The sequence below is a fragment of the Actinomadura sp. KC345 genome (genome assembly GCF_004348515.1).
In the GTDB taxonomy this organism is placed as follows: domain Bacteria; phylum Actinomycetota; class Actinomycetes; order Streptosporangiales; family Streptosporangiaceae; genus Spirillospora.
In genome coordinates this window covers 1-23,016 of sequence record NZ_SMKH01000052.1, presented here as the reverse complement: position 1 = coordinate 23,016, position 23,016 = coordinate 1, and the positions used below count along the sequence as shown (strand labels likewise).

General features: G+C 67.8%; 22 protein-coding genes and 1 tRNA gene. 21 read left to right on the top strand and 2 right to left on the bottom strand.

Annotation, left to right across the window (positions count from 1 at the left end; all coding sequences use genetic code 11):
- The first annotated feature begins 4 nt into the window (after positions 1-4).
- The 7 genes from E1281_RS11745 (at position 5) to E1281_RS11715 (ending at position 10,072) form a co-directional block, all read left to right on the top strand.
- Complete coding sequence (locus E1281_RS11745) at positions 5-952, top strand: ABC transporter permease (RefSeq protein ID WP_131877327.1); 948 nt, start codon at positions 5-7, stop codon at positions 950-952.
- The gene (locus E1281_RS41820; protein ID WP_131877326.1) at positions 942-2,885 is read left to right on the top strand and encodes a dipeptide/oligopeptide/nickel ABC transporter permease/ATP-binding protein; all 1,944 of its coding nucleotides are present in this window, start codon (positions 942-944) and stop codon (positions 2,883-2,885) included. The genes E1281_RS11745 and E1281_RS41820 overlap by 11 nt, the downstream gene beginning before the upstream one ends.
- Complete coding sequence (locus E1281_RS11735; RefSeq protein WP_131877325.1) at positions 2,875-3,852, top strand: ABC transporter ATP-binding protein; 978 nt, start codon at positions 2,875-2,877, stop codon at positions 3,850-3,852. Before E1281_RS41820 ends, E1281_RS11735 begins: the two co-directional genes overlap by 11 nt.
- 221 nt (positions 3,853-4,073) lie before the next feature.
- A complete protein-coding gene (locus E1281_RS11730) occupies positions 4,074-4,556 on the top strand; it encodes a hypothetical protein (protein ID WP_131877324.1) in 483 nt (160 codons plus the stop codon).
- Positions 4,557-5,303: 747 nt separating this feature from the next.
- Positions 5,304-6,023: a hypothetical protein gene (locus tag E1281_RS11725; RefSeq protein ID WP_131877323.1), complete on the top strand. Its 720-nt coding sequence runs from the start codon at positions 5,304-5,306 to the stop codon at positions 6,021-6,023.
- A 316-nt stretch (positions 6,024-6,339) separates the two neighbouring features.
- Positions 6,340-7,986 (top strand): hypothetical protein, encoded by a 1,647-nt coding sequence (locus E1281_RS11720; protein ID WP_131877322.1) that lies wholly within the window; start codon positions 6,340-6,342, stop codon positions 7,984-7,986.
- Positions 7,987-8,008: 22 nt separating this feature from the next.
- Positions 8,009-10,072 (top strand): hypothetical protein, encoded by a 2,064-nt coding sequence (locus tag E1281_RS11715; RefSeq protein WP_131877321.1) that lies wholly within the window; start codon positions 8,009-8,011, stop codon positions 10,070-10,072.
- Positions 10,073-10,114: 42 nt separating this feature from the next.
- Here E1281_RS11715 and E1281_RS11710 read toward each other — a convergent pair whose 3' ends face one another.
- A complete protein-coding gene (locus tag E1281_RS11710; RefSeq protein ID WP_131877320.1) occupies positions 10,115-10,567 on the bottom strand; it encodes an NUDIX hydrolase in 453 nt (150 codons plus the stop codon).
- A gap of 80 nt (positions 10,568-10,647) precedes the next feature.
- Here E1281_RS11710 and E1281_RS11705 point away from each other — a divergent pair, with 80 nt between their 5' ends.
- The 14 genes from E1281_RS11705 to E1281_RS11645 all read left to right on the top strand — a co-directional run bounded on the left by E1281_RS11705 (position 10,648) and on the right by E1281_RS11645 (position 22,835).
- Entirely contained in the window at positions 10,648-11,433 is a 786-nt protein-coding gene (locus tag E1281_RS11705; protein ID WP_131877319.1) for a GntR family transcriptional regulator, read from the top strand.
- Positions 11,434-11,567: 134 nt separating this feature from the next.
- Entirely contained in the window at positions 11,568-11,783 is a 216-nt protein-coding gene (locus tag E1281_RS11700; RefSeq protein ID WP_243716860.1) for a helix-turn-helix domain-containing protein, read from the top strand.
- Positions 11,784-11,923: 140 nt separating this feature from the next.
- Entirely contained in the window at positions 11,924-12,556 is a 633-nt protein-coding gene (locus E1281_RS11695) for a hypothetical protein (protein WP_131877318.1), read from the top strand.
- A complete protein-coding gene (locus E1281_RS11690) occupies positions 12,553-13,932 on the top strand; it encodes a hypothetical protein (RefSeq protein WP_131877317.1) in 1,380 nt (459 codons plus the stop codon). Before E1281_RS11695 ends, E1281_RS11690 begins: the two co-directional genes overlap by 4 nt.
- Positions 13,932-14,330, top strand: coding sequence for a hypothetical protein (locus E1281_RS11685; protein WP_131877316.1), 399 nt, complete (start codon positions 13,932-13,934; stop codon positions 14,328-14,330). Before E1281_RS11690 ends, E1281_RS11685 begins: the two co-directional genes overlap by 1 nt.
- A 224-nt stretch (positions 14,331-14,554) precedes the next feature.
- On the top strand, positions 14,555-14,692 hold the full coding sequence (locus tag E1281_RS40170) for a hypothetical protein (protein ID WP_165958873.1): 138 nt from the start codon (positions 14,555-14,557) through the stop codon (positions 14,690-14,692).
- A gap of 87 nt (positions 14,693-14,779) precedes the next feature.
- Positions 14,780-15,502, top strand: a complete 723-nt coding sequence (locus E1281_RS11680) for a hypothetical protein (RefSeq protein WP_131877315.1) — start codon at positions 14,780-14,782, stop codon at positions 15,500-15,502.
- Positions 15,499-15,690 (top strand): hypothetical protein, encoded by a 192-nt coding sequence (locus E1281_RS11675; protein ID WP_131877314.1) that lies wholly within the window; start codon positions 15,499-15,501, stop codon positions 15,688-15,690. Before E1281_RS11680 ends, E1281_RS11675 begins: the two co-directional genes overlap by 4 nt.
- A complete protein-coding gene (locus tag E1281_RS11670) occupies positions 15,687-15,989 on the top strand; it encodes a hypothetical protein (RefSeq protein ID WP_131877313.1) in 303 nt (100 codons plus the stop codon). The genes E1281_RS11675 and E1281_RS11670 overlap by 4 nt, the downstream gene beginning before the upstream one ends.
- Positions 15,986-16,294, top strand: a complete 309-nt coding sequence (locus tag E1281_RS11665) for a hypothetical protein (protein WP_131877312.1) — start codon at positions 15,986-15,988, stop codon at positions 16,292-16,294. Before E1281_RS11670 ends, E1281_RS11665 begins: the two co-directional genes overlap by 4 nt.
- Before the next feature lie 81 nt (positions 16,295-16,375).
- The gene (locus tag E1281_RS11660) at positions 16,376-16,744 is read left to right on the top strand and encodes a hypothetical protein (RefSeq protein WP_131877311.1); all 369 of its coding nucleotides are present in this window, start codon (positions 16,376-16,378) and stop codon (positions 16,742-16,744) included.
- Positions 16,744-19,026, top strand: coding sequence for a DNA translocase FtsK (locus E1281_RS11655; RefSeq protein ID WP_131877310.1), 2,283 nt, complete (start codon positions 16,744-16,746; stop codon positions 19,024-19,026). The genes E1281_RS11660 and E1281_RS11655 overlap by 1 nt, the downstream gene beginning before the upstream one ends.
- A gap of 409 nt (positions 19,027-19,435) precedes the next feature.
- Entirely contained in the window at positions 19,436-21,400 is a 1,965-nt protein-coding gene (locus E1281_RS11650) for a DUF3987 domain-containing protein (protein WP_165958872.1), read from the top strand.
- A 187-nt stretch (positions 21,401-21,587) separates the two neighbouring features.
- Positions 21,588-22,835: a site-specific integrase gene (locus E1281_RS11645; protein WP_131877308.1), complete on the top strand. Its 1,248-nt coding sequence runs from the start codon at positions 21,588-21,590 to the stop codon at positions 22,833-22,835.
- A gap of 69 nt (positions 22,836-22,904) precedes the next feature.
- Here the strand turns inward: E1281_RS11645 and E1281_RS11640 are convergent.
- Positions 22,905-22,976 (bottom strand) — tRNA-Val (locus E1281_RS11640).
- Positions 22,977-23,016: the final 40 nt, after the last annotated feature.

Genomic DNA, 23,016 nt, shown 5'->3' with positions numbered 1-23,016 from the left:
GCCCATGGCCGCCATCCTGCTGCGGCGGGGCGCGCAACTGCTGTTCGTCCTGCTCGTCGTGACCCTGCTCGCCTTCTGGATGATCACACTTCTGCCGGGCGACCCCGCCACCCAGATCCTGGGCTACTCCGGGGACCAGGCCGCCCTGGCGGCGGTACGGCAGGACCTCGGCCTGGACGAGCCGTTCTGGCGCCGCTACCTCGCGTGGCTGGGCGGAGTGGTCACCGGTGACCTCGGCACCTCCTACATCACCAGCACCCCCGTGACCGAGTCCCTGGCGCAGCGGCTGCCGGTCACGCTCGAACTGCTGCTCCTGTCCCAGGTCGTCTCCCTGGGCCTCGCGGTGCCCGCCGGGGTGGCCGCGGCACGCCGGGCCGGCGGCCTCCTCGACCGGACGCTCACCACCGTGAGCTTCGGGCTGCTGTCCACCCCCGTGTTCGTGTCCGGCGTCGTCCTGATCATGATCTTCGCGGTGCGGTGGCCGCTGCTCCCGGCCACCGGGTACACGCCCTTCGGCGTGGACCCCGCCGGGAACCTGCGGTCGATGCTGCTCCCGGCGGTGACGCTCGCCGCCGCGCAACTCGCCGTCTACGCCCGGCTCCTGCGCTCCGACCTGATCGCGACCCTCCGCGAGGACTACATCACGCTGGCCCGCGCCCGGGGCCTGTCACCCCGGCGCGTCCTGTGGCGGCACGCCCTGCGCCCGTCGGCGATCTCACTGGTCACCGTGGTCGGGCTCAACCTGGGAGCACTGATCGGAGGAGCGGTCATCATCGAGACCCTGTTCGGCCTGCCCGGCGTCGGCCGGCTCATCGTCGACTCGATCCTGTCCCGCGACTACCTGGTCGTCCAGGGCGGGGTGCTCGTCGTCGCGGTCGGCTACGTCCTGGTCAACTTCGGCATCGACCTTCTCTACGGAGTTCTCGACCCGAGGATCCGCCATGCCTCCTGAGACCGCCCCGGGCGAGGCGGCCGGGCCCGGCCGCCGGGCGAAGCGGCTCGGCTGGGGCTTCCGGCTCGCCGCCCTGTGGATCGTCCTCGTGGTCGCCGCGGCGCTCCTCGCCGACGTGCTGCCCCTTCCGGACCACGACGCCACGCTCAGCGGCGATCCCCGGGCCGCGCCCAGCCCGGACCATCCGCTCGGCACCGACGGGCTCGGCCGCGACATGCTCAGCCGCGTCGTCCACGGCGCCCGCGTGTCGCTCGGCGTCGGCGTCGGCGCCGTCGTCCTCGGCCTGCTCATCGGCGGCCCGCTCGGCCTCCTCGCCGGTTACCGCCGCGGCCTGGTCGACCGGATCATCATGACGGGCAACGACATCCTGCTCGCCTTCCCCGCGCTGGTCCTCGCCCTCGCGGTGGTGGCCTTCGCCGGACCCAGCGTCCGCAACGTCCTGATCGTGCTCGGGCTGCTCGGGGTGCCCGCCTGGGTCAGGCTGGTCCGCGGCGTGACGCTCTCCTTCGCCCGGCGCGAGTTCGTCACCGCCGCGCGTGCGCTGGGTGCCCGCGGCGCCACCGTGATGTGGCGGGAGATCGCACCGAACGTCGTCCTGCCCGCCCTGTCCTACGCCTTCACCGTGATGGCCGTCATCGTGATCGCCGAGGGCAGCCTGGCGTTCCTCGGCCTGTCGGTGCGCCCGCCGACGCCCACCTGGGGCGGCATGATCAACGATGGCCGCAGCACGCTGGACACGGCCACGCACATCGTCCTGGTGCCGTCCGCCGTGATGTTCCTGACCGTGCTGGCGTTCAACCTCGTCGGCGACCGGCTCCAGGAACTCACCGGCTACCGGGAGAGCGGCCTGGAACCCCCGCGCGGCAGGCGCCGGGCGGCCCCGCCGTCCACCGCGCCCGCCACCCGGCGGGACGGCCCGGCGCCACTGCTCGACGTGGCCGGCCTGCACACCGCGTTCCCCACCCCCCGCGGGACGCTCCGAGCCGTCGACGGGGTGTCGTTCACCCTCGAACGCGGACGCACACTCGCCATCGTCGGCGAGTCCGGCAGCGGCAAGTCGGTGCTCATCCGCTCCGTCCTCGGGCTCCTCCCGGACGCCGCCGACCGCTCCGGCCGGGTGTACCTCGGCGACCGGGACCTCACCGACGCCGGACCCGACGCCATGCGCGACGTCCTCGGCACCCGCATGGCCACCGTCTTCCAGGACCCCATGACCGCCCTCAACCCCGTCCGCACCATCGGCACCCAGGTGGCCGAGCCGCTCCGCGTCCACCGGGGAATGAGCCGCAAGCAGGCACGCGACGCCGCCGAGAAGCTGCTCGCCTCCGTCGGCATCCCCGAGCCGCGCCGCGTCCTGCGCGGCTACCCGCACCAGCTCTCCGGCGGCATGCGCCAGCGGATCACGATCGCGATGGCCCTGTCATGCGACCCCGAGGTGCTTTTCGCCGACGAGCCCACCACCGCGCTCGACGTCACCGTCCAGAAGCAGATCATGCGACTGCTGCACCGGCAGAGCGACGAACGCGACATGGCGATGGTCCTGGTCAGCCACGACCTCACCGTGGTCGCCGAACACGCCGACGAGGTGATCGTCATGTACGCGGGCAAGATCGTCGAACACGGCCCCGCCGAGGCCGTCTTCACCGCCCCCCGCATGCGCTACACCGAGGCGCTCCTGCGCGCCGCCCCCGACCTCACGGCCCCGAGCCACACCAGGCTCGCGGTCATCGACGGCCGCCCGCCCGACCTCGCCGCCCCGCCGGCCGGCTGCCGGTTCCACCCGCGCTGCCCGTTCGCCCGGGACCGCTGCCGAACCGACGAACCCCCGCTGCTCACCGGCGACGACGACCGTTCCCACGCCTGCTGGTATCCGGCGGACGGAACCGACATGCGGCCCGCGGCCGCGGAAAGGAGCGCGCGCCATGGCGGGTAGCGGAACCGCGCACCTGCGGGGCACGGACGAGATCCTGCGCGTCCAGGACCTCACGGTCACGTACCCGTCCGGGCGCCGCACCGTGCACGCCGTGTCGGGCGTGAGCTTCGACGTGGCCAAGGGCGAGACGCTCGGAATCGTCGGCGAATCGGGCTGCGGCAAGTCCTCCGCCGCTCGGGCGGTCATGCAGCTGCCGCGCCCGGCCTCCGGATCGGTGCGGCTGACCGGGCTGGAGCTCACCGACCTGCGCGGCGAGGCGTTGCGCCGGACCCGGCAACGGCTCCAGATGATCTTTCAGGACCCGATCTCCTCCCTGAACCCCCGGCGCCGCGTCCGCGACATCGTCGCCGAAGGCCCCCGGGTCTGGGGCAGCCTGAACGGCGACGCGTCCCGGATCGACGAGGCGCTGGAGGCGGTGGGCCTCGACCCCGCCACCTCCGCCGGGCGGCGCCCGCACGAGTTCTCCGGCGGCCAGTGCCAGCGCATCAGCATCGCCCGCGCCCTGGCCCTCGAACCCGAAGTGATCATCTGCGACGAGCCCGTGTCCGCCCTCGACGTCTCGGTGCAGGCGCAGATCCTCAACCTGCTCGAAGACCTCAAGGCCCGCTACGGGCTCACCCTCGTGTTCATCGCGCACGACCTCGCGGTGATCAAGAACGTCAGCGACCGCGTCCTGGTCATGTACCTCGGCAAGACCTGCGAGCTGGCGGCGGGCGCGGACCTCGTCGAGCGTCCGGCCCATCCCTACACCCGCGCACTCCTGGCGTCCGTCCCGCGCGGCCCGCTTCGGCTCACCCCGGACGAGGAGACCGGGACCGGGGAGCCTCCCTCACCGGCGGCGCCCCCCAGCGGCTGCCGTTTCCGCACCCGCTGCCCCAGGGCCGACGCCCGCTGCGCGTCCGAGGAACCCCTCATGCGCCCGATCGGCCCCGGCCACTGGGTCGCCTGCCACCACCCCACCGAATGACCCACCCGCGGCCAGCACAAGATCAAAGGCCATGATCCGCGACCGCGGATCATGGCCTCTACCTGGGTGGGCGCGGACGGTTTCGAACCGCCGACGCGCGTTCGTCATCGCCGCGCGACACCCGCCTACGGACGGCAAACCTTGCTCCACTGCCGAGACCTCGGACGGTACGTCACAACGACCCGCACAACGGTACGGGCGGATTCACAAAGGAGAGACCCGTGAGAAAGATCCAGCAGGCCAACGTCCACGCCACCGTCTTCGGCGGCATCCTTGCAGCCCTCCTGTTCGGCATGCCCACGTTCTGGTGGCTTCACCTCGCCGGCGCGGATCATGCAGGCGTGTTCTTCAAAGCCATCGTGATCTGCGCAGTCCTCGGAGGAATAGGCGGGCGTGGTGGCAGCGCGTCACCCGAACTGAAACGGCTCCGCGACCTGATGACGATCAGCCTCGAACTGGGTATCAAGAACTACGTCGCGGCCTTCGGACTGCTGCTGTTGGCGGCGACCCCACTGACCGACGCTGCTGTGCTCAGCGTCAGTAGCGCCGGCTCCATGCTCATCGGTTTCATCATCGGCCAGAGGTCTCGGCGCTGGTTACACTGCTGCACGACCCGTCAGGGGCGGCCAGCCATCGACCTGCGGGGGTCTCGGCGACAACGCCGAGGCCCCCGACCTATGTCTCGTGGGCTCATGGCACGCTAATGGCACGACCCCCTGTTTCCATGCTCGGAACAGGGGGTCTTCGCGCAGGTGGGCGCGGACGGTTTCGAACCGCCGACTCCTCGCTTGTAAGCCAAGCTCACCCGGGCCCTACGCAACTCCCCGCCCTGCTCAGCCGTACCCCACAGCTCGCCAACGTCCACCGGCGTCCGCCACGACTGTCACTCAGCTAGACGCTCACGCCACGCCACCTCGCATGCAGGACGACCTTCCATCGGTACACCACGAGCCGCCCAAAGCCACCCACAAGGTGGAGCGTAGCGAGGTCCTGCTGTCAAGGCACCGCAGCGCCCAGCCGGCGACGGGTCCGTGGGCCCCCCTTGCTACGAAGTAGCCCCGCAGAAGGCCCATCGCAAATGATCGAGAAGGGCCAACGAGGTGGAGACTGCTCACCAAAAGAGAACCGTCGACCTATCGATTACGAGCGAGGATCACCTGGCACCAACTTCGGTCGGAGCCGTCGACACGTGCCGGGCTATCGTCCTGGCCTCTGGTACTGAGCGCCCCAGTCGCCAGACCACTAGTAGGTAACAGCCCGTAAGCTTCCCAGGCCACACGTTCGTGACAGCCTCGATCGCCTGACTCTCCGAACACTTCGTTTGGAGTCAAGCAACGCACACCACACTGGATGTGCCCTGAGTCCTGGAAGGCCCCACAACACCCCCGCGTCCAACTTCGGACACCCCTATGCAGGTACACAGGATGACTACACAGCGCTAGCATTGCTGGGTGGACCATGAGGAACTTGCGCAAGGGGAGCGCGAAGATCCAGTCACGACTCGGGAACAAGATGCGGTCCGGCTCCTGCTGCTCATCGACAACGCCTGCGAGGACATCAGTACCGCCGAGCGTGCCGATCCCGCACTAATCGAAGGCGTAGGGGTGGTCCGGACCCAGGTGAGATTACAGAAGCTGGATTTCTGGCTAAGGAATCCTGATTATCTTGCCAACGAACTACTCAACGAGTACGAACAGAGCAACGAGAAACCCCTATTAAACCTTGCTTCGAGTATCTTGGATTCAGAGGAGCCTGAGGTACGTCGCTACCCAATGCTTCGACACCATTTTGGTGCCTACGAATGGCTCGATGATGCCTTGGCCGTACTCCGTAGCGCCGGACTACTTGTGCGAAGACGTCGGGGTACGGTCAACCGAGTCAGACAGCACAATTATTATCTTTTGCCCGCTGGCAGGCGTGTCGCTCGCGAGATAATCGAAGAGGCGCCTGCATTTACTTACTACGTGAACCGGGCACGCCTCGTCGTAGCATTGGCCGACGGTCTAGGCGGAAGCGAGCTAAAAAGGCGGCAATACCTGCAGGCCGAATATGCAGAAACTCCAAGAGGAGACCGAATCGGCTCAGTTGCAAGCCGAGCACGAGACCGACTCGACCATCTGCGGGCCGCGTTGGCGACCAAGGAGGAGGGTAGAGAAGAGTATGCCCGATAATAACACTCCGTTGGAGACTCGTATCGCGGCTAAGGCCAGGCACTCCGTCGAGGATGTACGTGAGGTCTTTGCCAGCTTCGGCATTCCCCTTGCGACTCCACCAGCTCGCTCGAGAACAGTCAGACTGCGTCGCCTCCGACTGGCTGGGAACCGCACTGGAAACGTATACCCAGGCCGCTTCGATACCACTCTAGAGTTCGATGAGGGGTTGACCGCACTCGTCGCAGCGAATCTCCGGGGTAAGACCAGCGTTCTAGAGTTGGTGACTTGGTGTCTGCGCGGATCTCCGCGTAGCCCCATCGGAGGGCGCCACTGGTTGGGGGAAGTTGACCTGGACGCCGAGGTCGCCGGCCAGGCCATCGGCTTTCGGCTCAATCTGGAAGAAGAACAGATCGCCTCCGCAGTCGTCTTGTCTGCACCAGACGTCGGTTCCCTATCGGGGGTACGGGAGGCGGACACTTCCCGGGGCATCGCAGCAGTCATGCGTGCGTCCAGTAGCGACAGCTACGACGAACAGGTCCAAGCACTAATGATGGACCGGCTCGACCTACATCCGCTGGTCAGTAGCTTTAAGCAAACGAGCACACAGACGCACGGATGGCCAGTCTACTTCGGAACAATCTACCTTCCTGCAGGAAGGGACAAGGCTCTACTCGGCGACGTCCTGATGAGCGGTCTCCCTGGTCGGCTCCTACAGGTATTTCTCGACTTGCCTTCAGCCGCCGCGTTAACTCAGGTGAAAGCCGCAGCTGACGTACTAGTAGCCAAACGAAGAGCCCGACACAACGCCGATAAAATTGCCCGACAACAGCGCGACAACGAACGTCGAGACATTGAGGATAGCCTTCGCGAGGCTCGAGAACGCCTCGAAGCTCTCACAGCACAACAGGCCGGTGGGCAGGAATCCTTGGCGGATCTAGCTGCCGAAACTGTTGCCTTGGCTCGCCAAGTGGCAGACAGCGAGGAGACATGGGACGAGCTCATGCGGACGTACCGCCGAGCACGGACGCAAAGGCAACGTGATACCAAAGTCGTTAACGACGTAACAGAAGATGCCACTGCCCGGCGTCTCTTTCATGGCCTCGACCCTCGAACGTGCCCGCGGTGCGATCAAGCTATCGAGGCGGAGCGGCGCCAACGCGAGTCCGAGACGCACGCCTGCGCAGTGTGCTCACGGCCGGTGACTGGTGATGATGATTCTCCAGAAGAAGTCATCGCAGAGGCCCAACAACGCCTCGAAGCAAGCACCGCCGCCGAGAAGGAGGCTAAAGGAGAATTGGAGGTCGCAGAAACACAACTAGCAACCCTTTCAGAAAGACTGACAGAAACCCAACGTCAACTACGCAATGCTGAAGCTGCTGAAAACGCGCCAGCCAGGGCAAAAGCCCGCGAAGACGTGCTGCGACTTGAAGGCGCGCTCAGCGTCTTTCCTGAGCTCCCTCCGCTCATCGACGCCCCAGAAGAGACCAAGGCCATCAAAGTCCTCACTGCTGGCGTTAAAATTCTTGTAGCAGACCATGAATCTGCTTCGCGCGCCCTATTCGATGCGCTCAACAAAGAGATCGCGGAACTCGGTCGACGTTTCGGCATCGATTCATTGGAGTCGGTGAAGATCAATCGTGCAGCTCACCTTGATGTTACCAAGGGCGGCGGCAACACTAAGCCGTTCGGCGAACAAAGCGCCGGTGAGCGCCTAAGGCTACGAATCGCCGTTGTAATCGCTCTACTTCGGGTAGGAGCAGCTCACCTCGTCTCAACGCACCCAGGCCTCCTCCTCATCGACAGCCCCAAAGCCGAAGAAGTCCAGGATCTCGATATCCGCAGGTTGCTAAATGAGCTCGGCAATCTCGCCAAAGAGAAGCATTTGCAAGTGGTAATAACCACCCGAGACTTCGAGTTGGCCCACGATGTGCTAGACATGGGGAACATTATCGAGGCGCCCGATGGTAAGCCGCTGTGGTAGAAACTCATGGGAAGGAATGGGCATGGCACAGCTCGCGGAGAGACTGAGTAGTCTCGCCGAGACTGGGGAGCCCATCACTTTCGGCACGGTGAAGCTCCCGCAAGAGGTAGTACGTGACCAAGTTGCCGAGGTTGCTGCCGGGCCTTTCGCCCCCCTCCTAGCTGAGGCAGTAGTCGATGCTCTCACCGATGGCGGAGAGTGGCAGGATGTCGTACAAAGCTTCGCACCCGGATTCGCTAATCAGCGCAGCCTCCTCGCCCTAACCTCGGCCTTGGAGACATTACTTACGAGCGCGGCCACCACACAAAAGCTGGGCAACGCCCTGAACGGAGTTCTTCTTGAAGGACTTACTCAGGCCATCACAGACCTTCCCCTGCTAGCGGCTGCGCGCTTAGAAGGTGCCGTGCGACTTGCAGTATCCGGAGCTGTCAGCCCTTATCGACTTTGGGGCATATTGGAGAGTCTCCGTCCGGATGAGCCAGAGGATTTCCTGGAGAGCCTTCCTCGAATTTTGGGGGTTACTCTGGATCGATGGTCTCTTGAAGAGGCCTCCATCACGGCAACAATCCGAAGCCTTCTGGAGCAGCTTTCCCAAGAAGAGGCGACAGACATTGACGCCCTATTCGAGCTAGGCTGCGATCGGTTGCGTTCTGCACTTGCTTCCCCCGAGGTGTCTGAGATTGTCGTTCAGTTGACTGAAGCTCGGCGCCTGTTCGCTGCCGCAGCTGACGCTGGCGAGGCCCGACAAGACGCCGAAGCGTATGTCGCTGTTTGTGACGCCATCCTCGGTCTCACCAAACGAAACGTCGTTCAAGTTGCGGAATCAGCGCACCAAATCGAGCTCGCTCTAGAGCATAGAGCCGCATGGCTCCACCGGTCACACCGGGCTCAATGGCTTCAGCCGCGGTATTCTGCCGAAATCGCATGGGGTCGCCTTGTTCTGCAACTCCGCGCCGCTACAGAGGCATTGGACGCTCCCGTGTGGATGGAGCCTTGGAGTGCTCTAGACACTGTGATGGCCGCGTACAGGAGCGCCCGCACAGTATCGCCCCTGGGCATCCCCCAAGAGGCGCCTGGCCTCGCGGCCCTAGTAGAACCCGCGATCGAAGACCACCTTATTCGAGAGGGCACCTTCCTCGCGGCCTTGAGGTACGCCGCTTCCCACCCCGACCAGCACCCCAACTTTTCTTTCGATACGGAAACGGCAATTACTGTTCTCACCAAGATTTCGGCTCGCGAGCCCCGGGACGGCGAGCAGTCGGTCCAAGAGTTAGCTGATGACGACGAAACTGGGCCAGCGGCCCAACGCCTGCACCGCATCGCGCCCACACTCGTCCTGCTACTCGGCCTCAGACGTGCCCTCCGCGTCGCCAATGAACTAGACGACTCAGCCCTTGCCGATATCGAAGGTATCGCCTATAACAGCGATATCGCCCGTCTAAAAGCCAGCGACCCGCTGATTGTTCCTCTACTTGACCGCTTCATGCGGAACTTGTCCGAGCATCCAGACTTTACGGGCGATGTACGTCATACCTTCGGCGCGTTGGTTGAGCAGACCCTACTTTTCTTAAAAAGCCGCTCCGACCTGACGCGTACCAGCCTCTTTGGCCCTGGGAAAAAAGACGACCCACCCTACGACTACCGTCGCAAACCCGAAAAGGGTCAGCGTACTGCAGTAGAAGCTGATCTTCAGCGCGACTTCCATCATTGGCTACTTGCCGGTCCTCTCAACGGAATTGCCCTTTGTGAACCGATAGACGTCGAGATGGGACGTGCCGACGTCATGGTTCATTTCGGCACGCTTCACTATCTCACTGAGATGAAACAGGATCCCGACAACAACTCCCGCAGCCACATCGAGGAGAAGTATCTGACTCAGGCCGCTCAATATACCAACACCAATGCCCCATTCGGTCAACTCCTCATACTCGACCTCACCCCGAAAACCTCGACTGACGGCACACGCAGGATCGATGAGATTGCTTGGATCACCAATCATCGGCCAGAGGGAGCGATCAAGGATCGCACCGTGCTTGCCGGTATAGTCACCGGAAACCGTATTACCCCTTCCGCGTACTCGCGATGAAAGGATTAAGCCAAGAAGTGCGATGTGACGACCACAGGCTGTCTATCGGTCCATTTCGCCGCTCGTGCGGCCGAGGATATGGGTGCCATCGTGTTGGCGGATTGGGACAGTTGAGGGGGTGGCCAGGGCGTCTTGGACTCGGATGGCGAAAGCTTCGTTGGCTAGGTCGGCTACCTCTTCGACGGTTACCCAGCGGAAGGCAGTGCTTTCGTCTGTCTCGCGGAGCGTGCCGGCCTCGGCCTTGCAGCGAAAGACCAGGGCGACTATGCCGCGAGGCATATTTTTGTAGACGCCGGTGAGGGCGATGGGGCTGACTTCGAGGCCGGTTTCCTCGCGGACCTCGCGGCGGAGGCCAGTGATGATGTCTTCGTCTTGCTCCAGGACACCGCCGGGGGCCTCCCAGCGGCCATTATCTCGCCGCTGGATGAGGAGGGCGCGGCCCTGGTCGTCGACGACGACCCCCGCCACGCTGACGGAGTGGCGACTGTCGGGCATTGCGCAGGCTCCTCTGAGCAGGTCCGGCTACTAGACTCCACGCTAGTACACGTACGTACGAGTTGAGGAGTTGGCCGGGCGTGGGCGATCTGCGGTTGCCGGAACTGGATCCGACGAGCGACCGGCCGGTCTTCAAGCAGATTGCGGACCATCTTCGGGAAGCGATCGACAGCCGAGAGCTGTCCCCTGGTGAGAAGCTGCCGTCCGAGAGCCAGCTCATTGGGCACTACGACGTTGCCCGGATGACGGTTCGGCATGCTCTGCAGATTCTGCAGAGTGAGGGGCTGACTGTCGCCGAGCACGGCAAGGGTGTCTTTGTGCGGTCGCGGCCACCGGTGCGACGGCTGGCGTCTGATCGCTTCGCGCGGCATCACCGGGAGGAAGGCAAAGCCGCGTTCATCGCCGAGGCCGAAGGCGCCGGAGTTAAGCCCTCGGTGGACTCCATCCAGATCACGGAAGACAAGCCGTCGCCCGATGTGGCCGCGAAGCTTGGGGTAACTGGAGAGGAGCTGGTCGTGGTGCGGGCGCGGCGGTATCTGCTCAACGGTCATCCGGTCGAGACGGCTACGTCGTACATCCCGGCGTCGATCGCTCGCGGTTCGCAGATTATGGAGCCCAACACCGGGCCCGGAGGGATCTACGCCCGCCTAGAGGAACTCGGCCACCGGCTGGATCACTTCAGTGAGGAGATCCGGGCGCGCATGCCCCTGCGGGACGAGGCTCGGGCGCTGAAGCTGGCGCCCGGAGTCCCGGTATTCCACCTGGTGCGGACAGCATATGACCAGGCAGAGCGGGCTGTAGAGGTCTGCGACACGGTGATGTCCAGCGACGCCTACGTGCTCTCGTACGAACTTCCCGCGCGGTAGCGCTTGACTCGTCTAGACGAGTTGTGTCACCGTCTGGACGTACTCCTCTAGACGTCTAGGTGTCCTCATGGACGCCTACGGACACGTGGGTCTTCGTCGTCGTGCGGCGAGGCCGAGAAGGGAGGTCCAACCCGATGACCATGACGACTTCGGGCGCTGCCGAGACGGCGTCGCCAGCGCGGTTGTACCGGGTCAGTGAGGCGATGGAGCTGCTCTCACTGTCGCGGTCGGTGATCTACGAGCTGATCCGGTCGGGTCGGCTGCGGTCGGTTCGGGAGGGCCGGTCGCGGCGGATCCCGGGTTCGGCGATCGCCGAGTACATCGCGCTGCTGGAGAGCGAGGCCCGTTGATGGCTCGTGGTGGCGCCTCGCGCGGCATGAGCGCGTGTCTGCAGCCCCGGCTCATCAGCCTCGGAACGTAGAGCGGCCCTCGTCATGGCGACGCAACCGCCTGACGAGGGCCTTGATCGGACCTTGGGAGGTCCAACCCGATGAACCTTCATTCTGACACCTCGGCGGCCCCGTTCTGGGTCGATGAGGACTACGACCGGGCGCAGGCCAGTGACGGCGTCTCCCGGTACGGCTCCTACGTCCGGGATCGGCTGAACGGCTCGTTCGCCGAGTGCTGGGACGGGACGTTCGCCGAGCCGTCGTCCCGGCTGGTCGAGTTCGCCTCGGCGGCCTGGCGAACGGCGACCGGGCCGGTGATGGCGCCCGGGTACATCCGCCTCCACTCGCGGGTGCTCAGCGCCCAGTTGCAGCGCAGCCACTGGGACGGGTCGCTGATCGCGGCCGTGAGCCTGGTCGCTCCGTGGCCGGCGTCCCTGGCCGACTCGGTCGAGTGGCGGCAGGGCCGCTGCTGGCGGGACTGGCCGACCGAGCTGCGCGGTGACGGCTACGTGTTCGTGGACCCCACCGAGCGGGACGTGACCAGGCATCCGTTCATGCAGGCCAGCCTCGCGCTGACCTTCTCGGTTCCGGTCGGCGGGCTGCCGGCGGCTCCGCAGGGGCCAGGTGATGGTGTGGAGGAGCGGGCCCGACGGGCCGTCGAGGGCCTGGTCGTGGAACTGAACCGCGTGGTGGGGCCGGTCCTGGACGTCCTCGAGGAAGGGCGTGCGCGATGACGATGCTCAAGAGACCGCGGCCGACCGGCGATGAGCCGGTCAGCCCGGAGGAACTGGCCCAAGAGCTGCGGCGCCGGCGGGAGCTGGCGGACGCCCGGCGGGCGGACGAGCTGGAGCGGGCGCGTGCCGAGGCCGGACATGGCCGGGCGCGGGCGGAGGTAAACGCCAAGTCGCGGCTGGCGGAGCTGGCGCGTGCCGAGCGTGAGGCCGATGTGCGGGCCGAGGCGGAGCTGGCCCGGATGTACCGGGAGTTCCGCGCGGCCGGTGAGCGGACGCGGATCCGGTCGCTGATGGCGCGGTCCGGGGAGGCGCGGGCGCTGCGTCTTGAGTGGCTGCGCACGCGGAATCTGCGGGTGCTGGTGCCGGTGCTGATCGGGTTCGGTGTCTGGTCGACGACCGGGGTTCAGCAGGGCGCCGCGCGGCTGATGGGCGTGGCGCCCGACAGTCCGGTGTGGTGGACGCTCTGGGGCCTGGAGGCCCTGCTGATCGGCGCGGTGTGCTGGATCATCGTGTGCCGTGCGCGGCTGGCTGCGTCCGGCGGGCGGCTGTCGAGGCAGGCCGAGAAGGTCGGCTTCGGCTGCCTGGCCACCTCGATCGTGCTGAACCTGGTGGCGGCGGTGCCCGCTGGCGACGCCTCGCACGTGTCAGGCTGGGCGATCGCCAGCTCGATGTTCGCGCACGCGCTCGGCCCGGTCGGCGCGGCGGTGACGGCGCACATGATCGGCGCCATCGACCAGTCGATCGCCGAGGCCGATCCCTGGCACGACCGGGACGGTCAGGCGGTGCCGCGGCTGACCGACCTGAAACTGCGCGAGCCTGGGACCGCGGACAGCATCGACGCTTCCGAGAGTGCTTCCGGCAGCGTCGGAGACGCGGGCCAGGAGCGCGCTCGCAAGGGCGTAGCCGCTGACTCGGCGGCTGTGCCGCCTGTCCCTGGTGGGCAGCGGCAGATGCTGCCGGTCAACGCCCGTCCCGAGGCGGGACAGGGATCCGGCCTGGACGGTGAGGCGGGAACGCGAACCGGTGGTGACCGGCCGGGAGAGCGGGAGTCGGCAGCGCCACGCAAGCAGCGTCCGAACAAGGGCGTCCGGGTACCCGAGAGCGCCAAGCCCGCGCCGCGTCCGCTGGCCGATGAGCAGCACTGCGAGCGGCTGGTGGCCGCTATCGACCGCGGCGAGGTGCCTGAGGACGCGTCGATCCGCCAGGTGCAGGGCGCTCTCGGTGTGGGCTTCGGACGCGCCAAGCGGATCAAGGAGCTGTACGGCCAGCGGCTGGCCGACCTCGAGCGCGCCGTCGTGGAGTCGCTGCCCGAGCGAGATGAGCCGCCGCCCGCGTCGGCTCGGGCCGGGCTGAGCGTGGTGGGAGGCGAGCGGTGATGACGATCGCCCGCACCGAGCACGCGGCCGGGACACCGTACGAGCTGGACGTGCGGCGTCAGCTCAACCAGGCCCGCCGGGACCTGGCCGAGGCGCACGCCGAGCTGGCCGCGCGACGCGACCAGGAGACGGCACTGCGCACGCACCTGGAGTCGCTGGCGGCCGACGTCCGGGCCACCGGGCAGGCGTACACCGAGTTGCACGTGGCCTACGTCGAGCTGCTCACGCACGCCCGCGCGACCGTCGCCGCAGCGGCGCACGCAGAGCCGGCCCCGGCCGCCTACATCGCCGGGCACCTGGAGGAGATCGGGCTGCAGCCCACACCCGGTGCCGTGCCCAAGCAGGTGGTAGCCGAGGGCTTGTCCATCGCCACCCAGGTGAGCAGGGCCGCCAGTTGACGTCCGGCCGCCCCACGTCGCGGGCAATCCGGTCCGCGACCAGTGATAAGGGCCCCGCCAAGAGACCTGGCAAGGACAACGGCGGGGCCCACCTCAAGAGAGGCAGGTCCAAGTATGCCCGATCAGAGCAAGTCCAGCAGCGGAGGGACCGCGCAGGCGCCCACGTCCTCGATGTGGGGCAAGAAGGGCCGCGGCTACCCCGAGCTGGCCAAGGGCGGCAAGAAGTGAGCGCCAAGGCGTGCTGCCCGAGCTGCGGTAGCGCGCAGAACGTGACCTACGGCGGCCGCGAGGGCGGCACCGGCCGGAGCCAGGACGTCTGGCGGTGCTCCCGGGACGGCGAGTTCCGCACGCCCGCCCGCTGACCAGCAACAAGCGCGGGGCCGGTCCCTGACCGGACCGGCCCGGCCGACTTCGGATCTTTCCTGATGGCCTTTGAGGAGGTCTCCCCCATGGTTTCCACCCCTATCCCGGCCGTGCTGCAGGCGCGGCTGGAGCGCAGGTCGGCGCGGCGCCGGTACGCCGAGTGGTCGACCACGCTGAACGAGACGTTCGATCACCTGTACGTCGCCGAGGGCCGCGACGAAAGCGTGGCGCTTCTGGACTTGGCCGCCAACCTCACCGAACGGCTGGCCGAGCTGCACACCGCTGCGTGGGGGCGCGAGGACGACGCCGGCGGGCGGTCGATGGCCGAGTCGCTGACCAGTCAGGCTGCGCTGCTGCGTCAGGTCGCCGCGACCGAACGCGCGGTCATCGGCACGATCACCTGGCCGGACTGCACCACGCCGCTCGGTTGCGAGCACACCGCCGAGCTGCGGCTGTGGACGGTGCTGGCGCACACGTCCGCGCCCGGCAAGCGCGCGGTCTACCTGAACCGGCTGCGCGCCCTGGCCGCCGAACACCTCGGCGAGCGCGCCTCCGAGGTGCTGGCCGTGCTGGCCGAGGTGGAAGAGCACCGCGCCACCGGCACCACCCGCCGGGCCGCGCGGCCACAGAACATGCTGCCCCGGGTGCTGATCGGCGCCGTCCTGGCCCTCATCGCGCTGGTCGCGATCGTCCCCGGCCTGGATGGTCTGGGCCGGGTCGTGCTGTTGGTGGCGGTTCTGGCGGCCGCCTACGTGGCCTTGTGCGTCTACGTCGGTGTCCGGGGCCGGTCGCAGGAGGTGGGCCGGTGAGCACCCGGGCCAGGTCACGGCGGTCGCCGGCCGGGGCGGTGCTGGTGTTCCTGGTCGTGTTCGGCGCGGTGTGGACGGCACTCACCATCTGGACGGCGATGTACGGCAACGCCGCCTGCATGGTGGCTGCGCTGACCGCCTGGTGGACCGTCCGGCACGCCCACCCTCTTGCCTGGAGGCGGCGGTGACCGGCGCGCACAGCACCGTTGGCGGCGCTGGCCTGTCGCAGCATTTCCGAGTCCAGGCGCCGCCCGGCCGGTCCGCCTGGGAGCGCCTCGGCCCGGTGGTACGCGGGCTGCTGGCGGTCCTGGCGCTGCTGGCTACGGCGGTGGACGCGCTCGTGACCGCGCTGCTGGGGACGGCCCCGCTTGCGCCGCGGCTGCATAGGGCTGGACGGATCGTCGCCGATGAGTACCGCGCCGGGCACGCCGGCGCCGTCGATGCCGAGGTCGTCGACGACCACGAGGAACAGGAGGTGTGGCGGTGAGCAACATCAACGAGCTGGCCCGGATTGAGTTTCGCGGCTCCCTGGGTGAGGCGTTCAAGAAGTACGGCACCGAACTGGAGGCCCTGGCCGACCGGTGGCGGACCGAGCTGGAGATCGCGGCGGTCGACTCCGAGGCCGCGATGGGCTCGATGAAGGGGCACCTGCTGCTGTTCGGCATGGACTCCAAGATTCGGGCCCGGCGGGTCGCCAAGCGCCTCAAGCGCGCCCAGGACCTGGCTGCCTCGGTCGGTGACAGCGCCGACCAGTTCCACCGCTCCTACCGCAAGCACTTCACGCCGTCCTAGCCGACGCCGCGGGCGGCTCCCCACCAGGCGAGCCGCCCGCGGCCCGGTGGAGTCCGACCACAGAGCAGGAGGACAACGCAGATGGGTTCGGGAGAGCAGCGGCTCGACGAGATCGCCGGGATCGAGTTCGGCGGCAAGGTGCCCAAGCAGGTCGCCGCCTACGCCAAGGCCACCCAGCGGTTCGCGCACGACTTGGCACGTGAGCTGGACGCCGCCGAGGCGGCCGCCGACGCCGCCATGCGCCAGCTCAAAGGGCACCCGCTGCTGGCCGGTGTGGACGTGGCGGTGCGGGCCTGGTGGGTGTCGCGGCATCTGCGCGATGCCCGGGAGCTGGTCCAGGGGATCAGCGCCGAGGCGGTCAAGTTCAACATCCAGTTCCGCAACGAATTCCTGTCCGACGATCCACGCGCCACCAAGAAGAGCGAGTACAAGGGCGAGGTTGATCTTTGATGGCACGCAAGACCCAGAACCTGCAGCTGGTGCAGGACGCCACGATGGAACGCATCGCCGTGTCCGCGGTCTCCAAGATCGGTGTGCTGGTGCCGCCGTGGGCGGTGCTGGGCCTGGAGGCCGCCGGCGCCGCGATCTCGCATGCGATGTGGGGTGCCCCTCCGGCGGTGACATGGGCGGCGGCGGGTTGCACGCTGGGCTCTACGCTACTGACCGCGTTGACCTGGCTGGCCACCCATCGACGCCGACCGCTCGGGCGGATCCACAGCACCGTCACAACCGGGGCCGCGACCGGCTGGTTCACCGTCGCCACCATCACCGGCGTCACCGCCGACGCCACGCTCGGCGGGCTGTTCTTCGGTGGCGCGACCCTCGCGTTGAGCTGGAACATCCGGACGGTGATCCGCGTCCAGGGCGACGGGGCCGGGGACGGGGACGCGCTGGGCAGCCTGTTCGAGCGGGCCAAGGAGCAGGCCGGGCTCAAGGGCGCGCGGGTGCGGGCGACCGAGGTCACCGACCACAAGGTCAAGGGCCAGATGCAGCTCCCGCCCGGGGAGAAGACCGCTGACGACGCGGTCAAGGCCACCGGCCGGATCGAATCGGGCATGCAGCTTCCGCCCGGCTCGGTGATCGTGGCCCGCGACGACGACCGCGCCGACCGAGCGCACGTCACCGTGTCCGACCCCCGCGCGATTCGCCACCCCGTCGCCTGGCCCGGCCCGTCGCGTCCAGGCGGCTCGGTGGACGAGCCGCTGCGGATCGGGCTGTACCAGGACGGCGACGACGTCGAGTACCGGTTCGTCGGGCACCACCTGCAGATCATGGGCATGACCGGGTCCGGCAAGTCGATCGGCGGCGCGTGGAACATCGTCGCCGAGATCATCACCCGCACCGACGCCGCCGTGTTCTCCATCGACGTGTCCAAGGACGACCAGACCATGGGCCCCCTCAAGCAGGGGCTGCACCGGTTCGAGACCGGCAAGGCCGGCGCCGTCGACCTGATCCGGGCGATGCACGCCGCGATCCCTGAGCGCACCAAGTGGCTGGCCGCCCGCGGCTACCAGGCATGGGAGCCCGGCTGCGGGCTGACCTACTGGTACCTGCACATCGAGGAGATCCCCAAGCTGTTCAACGAGCTGGCCGGTGAGGACGAGGAGCGCCTGGCCGAGATCCTCAAGGAGATCCGCTCGGCTGGCGGCTCGGTGATCCTGTCGCTGCAGCGCGCCGACTACACCCAGATCCCCACCCTAATCCGCTCCCAGATGGCCAAGATGTGCTTCGGCCTCTCCGACCCCGACGACGTCAAGTACGGCGTCTCCACGCGGCAGCGCAAGGCCGACGTCGAACCGCACGAGTGGGAAGACCACTACCCCGGCATGGCCTACCTGGACGGCAAGAGCATCCGGCCCACGCACTACGCCATGCCGCTGCGCACCTACTCCTGGGGCTCGGGCAGCGCCGAAGCCAACGCAGCCATGGCCGCACACGCCGCCGCCCACCCGGCCACCGCCAAGGACATCGACCACTTCACCGCCGCGCTGAGCCGCGTCCAAGCCACTACCTCGGCCACCGCCTCCGCGGCGCCGCCTCCGGCCATGAGCGTCCCGGTTCAGGACGGCGTCCAGGAGGACGAGCGGGAGGCGTTCGCGGCCGACTTCGCCGAGTTGCTCGGCGACGCGGCCGAGCTGGTCATCGCCGTCCAGCACGCGTCACCGCAGATGCTGCAGCGCAAGCTCCGCGTGTCCCGGGACGACTCCCTTCGCCTCCTGGAGGCGCTGGAGCGCAAGGGCGTCATCGGCCCCGCCAGCGACGACGGCGAGGCCCGCACAGTCCTGGTGACCGCCAGCGACAGTGTCCAGGCGGCCGCCCGGCTCCGGGAGAGCGGTGACCCGGTGGCGGCCGCGCTGCGCACCGATGACCCCGAGCCGACCGTCACCGCCGGCGCCGACGACCGGATCCAGGAGCCGACCGACGCCGAGGCCGAGGGCCTCGTCACCGATAACGACGACGGTGAGCCGATGACCCCGGCCGCCGCCCGCCGCCTGGTGCACGACTGGCTTCGTCACCGCCGGCAGACCGGACGGACGTCCTTCACCGCCTCCGACGCCGAGCTGACCGCAGTGCGCAACCGCACCGGCAACGGCCGCGGCTGGATCTACAAGGTCCTCAAGGACCTCACCGCCCGCGGCGTCCTGACAGCCGCCAAGTCCGGCAGCAGCACGACCTACACCGTCACCGACCTGGCACCGCTGGACCGTGACGACCTCGGGCAGGCGGCATGAACCCCGCGTGTGCGGCTGCGCGTGGGGGCGCGGCCGCCGCACGAATGATCTTGTCACGCGCCTGTCACGCACCCGCGTCACGCCCGTGTCACACGTGCCGTGTCACGGCGTCACACCGCCTCTGACCTGTAACTCCCTCCCCCAGCCCCCGCCCACGGCCGCAACCGTGTCACGGGGCCCTGCCAAGAGACCTACGCCAGCCTGTCCCGAGAGCAGAACCCGGCCATCACCCCGCGGTGGGCCGGGTCTCTCTCGGCCCGCCAAGTCACATCCGTCCCGTCCCGCTCACCACTCGCGGGCGGCCTCGTCTTCGCCGTGGAGGACCAATGAGATCCGCTTGGGCAACCTCGCCCGCACCACACGCCGCCGCGAGGGCGGTCGTCCGATGACTCAACCTCCGCTTCGTGTCGTGAACGGCGGCGAGGACGGGGACCAGAGCCTGTCGCGCGCGCTCCCTCACGACCTCGGAGCCGAACGGCAGGTGCTGGGAGCGATGATGCTCTCGACCCGCGCCGTGGCCGACGCCCGAGACGTCCTCGACGGCAGTGAGTTCTACCGGCCCGCCCACCGAGAGGTCTGGCAGGCCATCTGCGACCTGGCCGACCGCGGCGACCCATGCGAACCGACCGCTGTCGCCGCCGAGCTCGGCCCGCGCCGCCTCAGCAAGGTCGGCGGCGGCCCCTACCTGCACACCCTGATCCAAGACACGGTGTCCTCCACCCAGGCCGGCTACTACGCCCATCGGCTTGCCGATCTCGCCTACGCCCGCACCGTCGCCACGACCGGCATCCACCTCACCCAACTCGGCCACCAAGCGGCCGACGGCGACACCAGCGACCTGCGAAGCGCCGTCATCTCAGCCGTCCAAGAAATCACAGCGCCGAACGCACACGGCTGGCCGGAACCGACGCCGCTTGAGGCCGCCCGCGAACTGCCGGCGTTCCCGCTGCCGATGCTGCCGGACTGGCTCGCCGAATACACCGCCCGGCTGGCCGAGCAAACACAGACACCGGCCGACCTGTCCGGCTGCCTGGCCCTGGCCGTCCTCGCGGTCGCGTCCGGAGGCAAGGTCTGGGTTCAGGCGCGCGGCTGGCGCGAACCGACCAACCTGTTCACCGTCATCGCGCTCGGCCCCGGCAACCGCAAGTCGGAGGTATTCGCGGCGATGACCGCCCCGATCCGGGCCGCTGAGGCGATGCTGCGCGACCAGGCCCAGCCCTACATCACCGACATCGCCATTCAGCGGCGCGTCGCCGAGGCCGACCTGGAGAAGGCCGAGAAGGCCGCCATCAACGCCATTGACGCCGTCGTCCGCGAGCAGCACCTGGCCGACGCGCGCATCGCCGCCGAACGGCTCCAGGAGCTACGGGTACCGGCCGAGCCGCGGCTGTTCTCCGATGACGCGACACCCGAAGTCCTGACCTCGCAGCTGGCGCAGCAAGGCGGGCGGATGGCCGTCCTGTCTCCCGAGGGCGAGATCTTCTCCATTGCCGCCGGCCGCTACAGCGGCGCACCCAACTTCGCCGTCCTCAAGCACGGCCACGCCGGGGAAGGAATGCGCATCGACCGGGTTGGGCGGCCGTCCGAGGTCATCGAATCCGCGCACGTCACCCTGGGCATCTGCACCCAGCCGGATGTCCTGGCCGGGCTGGCGGACACTCCGCAGTTTCGCGGCCAGGGCCTGCTCGGACGGCTCTTGTACGCCGTCCCGGCCTCGCTACTCGGCTACCGCGACGCCAGCCCAGAACTGATCCCCGCGCAGATCACCCAGGTCTACGCCGACACGCTCACCAGCCTCATCACCCGTCTGCACGACATCGACGACCCGATCACCCTCACCTTCAGCGACGCGGCGCTCAGCACCGTGCAAGAGCTGCTGCGCGAAACCGAACCGCGCTACCGGCCCGGCAACGACCTCGCCCACATGCCCGACTGGGGAGGCAAGTTCCCCGGCGCCGTCATCCGCATCGCCGGCCTCCTCCACCTGGCCCACCACCCTCACGGCACCCGGACCCGCCCCATCACCTCGGACACCTTCGCCTGCGCACGCCAGATCGGGGACTACTTCCTCGCGCACGCTCAGGCGGCCTACGACCTCATCGGCGCCGATCCCGACCTGGCCGACGCCCGCGCGCTACGCGATTGGATCGGCCGTACGGGAACCCACCGCTTCACCGCCAGCGACGCCGTCCAGTCCCTCCGTCCCCGCTTCCGCAAGGTCGCCGACACCGAGCCGGGTCTGCGCGTCCTCGAGGCCCATGGGTGGATCCGACGTCTGCCCTCCTCACCACGCACCACCGGGCCTGGCCGCTCCCGAGCCGCTGTCTTCGAGGCCCATCCACAGGCCTTCGAAGGGGGTTCCAGGGCCCCGTAACGACAGCTCGGCAGTTGCTACGCACGGTGACCGCCGTCGAGGGCCCCCCGCCACATGGAGCCCTACATGCCTGCAAGGAATGCAGAGAAATTGATTCTTCTGCATTTCCTGCATACCTGCAGCCGCGCCACGGCCTCCCCCACACCAACACCCGTCACTCGGCGTGACGACGTTCGAAGGAGATCCAATGTCCCAGACCGCTCCTCTCGAAGAGCCCGACGACGGCAAGGAACCGAAGGAGAAGCGGCGCGCTCGGGGAGACGGCGGGCTGCACTGGGACCAGCGCCGACGCCGCTGGATCGCCTCGGTGACCGTCGGATACACCCCGCAGGGCAAGCGAATCGTCCGGAAGGGCAGCGGCAAGACCAAGACGGCCGCTAAGGACGCGCTCCGCAAGGTGCTTCGTGACCACGAGGACGGGCTGCCGTCGGAGCCGGCGAAGTACACGGTCGCCGAGGCGGTCGAGTACTGGCTGGAGCACGGCCTCAGTGGCCGGTCGGAGCGCACCGTGGAGATGACTCGCACGTTCGCCGAAAATCACGTCATCCCGGCCCTTGGCGCACGCAAGCTTCGGGAGCTGACGGCCGAGGACGTGGACATCTGGCTCAACGCGAAGTCCAAGGAACTCAGTACCCGTTCGCTCAAGCTGATCCATTCCATACTGAGCCGCTCGGTGCGCAAGGCCATGGCGCGGGACAAGGTCCGGCGCAATGTCGTCGATCTATGCGACGTCCCCGAAGGCCGCGAAGGACGTCCGTCCAAGGCCCTGACCCTCGCGCAAGCCAAAGCGGTGCTCGACGCGGCCAGAAAAGCCGAACCGCGAATCGGTGCCTACATCGCCCTTTCTCTGGCCACCGGCGCCCGGACGGAGGAACTGCGCGCACTGGCCTGGGACCACGTCGTCACCTACGTCGAAAAGGCCCCCCGGTGGACTCCGGTCCATGAGGCGGGCTGGAAACACGACGCATATGCGATGTACGTCTGGCGGTCCGTCCGCAAGAAGGGCGACACCAAGACCAGGAAGTCCCGCCGGACCCTGAAGCTGCCACGTATCTGCGTCGACGCGCTTCAGCGTCTCCAGGAGCACCAGGACGACAACGCCGGCGACACCCCGTCCGAGCCCGGCTTGGTCTTCTGCACCCGTTCTGGCCTCCCGATGTCGGCCGCCAACGTCCGACGCGACTTCCGCAAGGTGCTCGACAAGGCGGGCCTGGTCGGCGCCGAGTGGGCTCCCCGGGAGATGCGGCACAGCTTCGTCTCCGTCCTGTCCGACCACGGCATCCCCATCGAGGACATCTCACGCCTGGTCGGGCACCGCAGCACGGCCGTCACCGAGACCGTCTACCGCCTTCAGATCCGGCCGGTGATGGAGAAGGGCGCGACCGCCATGGACGGCATCTTCGCCGCCGACGACGCAACGGATCAGGGCCCCTAGTCACTCAGTTAGTCCCTCACAAGATCAAAGGCCATGATCCGCGCCAGCGGATCATGGCCTCTACCTGGGTGGGCGCGGACGGTTTCGAACCGCCGACTCCTCGCTTGTAAGGCGAGTGCTCTACCCCTGAGCTACGCGCCCGCGTTGCCGGGAAAGCGTACCTGGTCGGTGGGGGGTATCG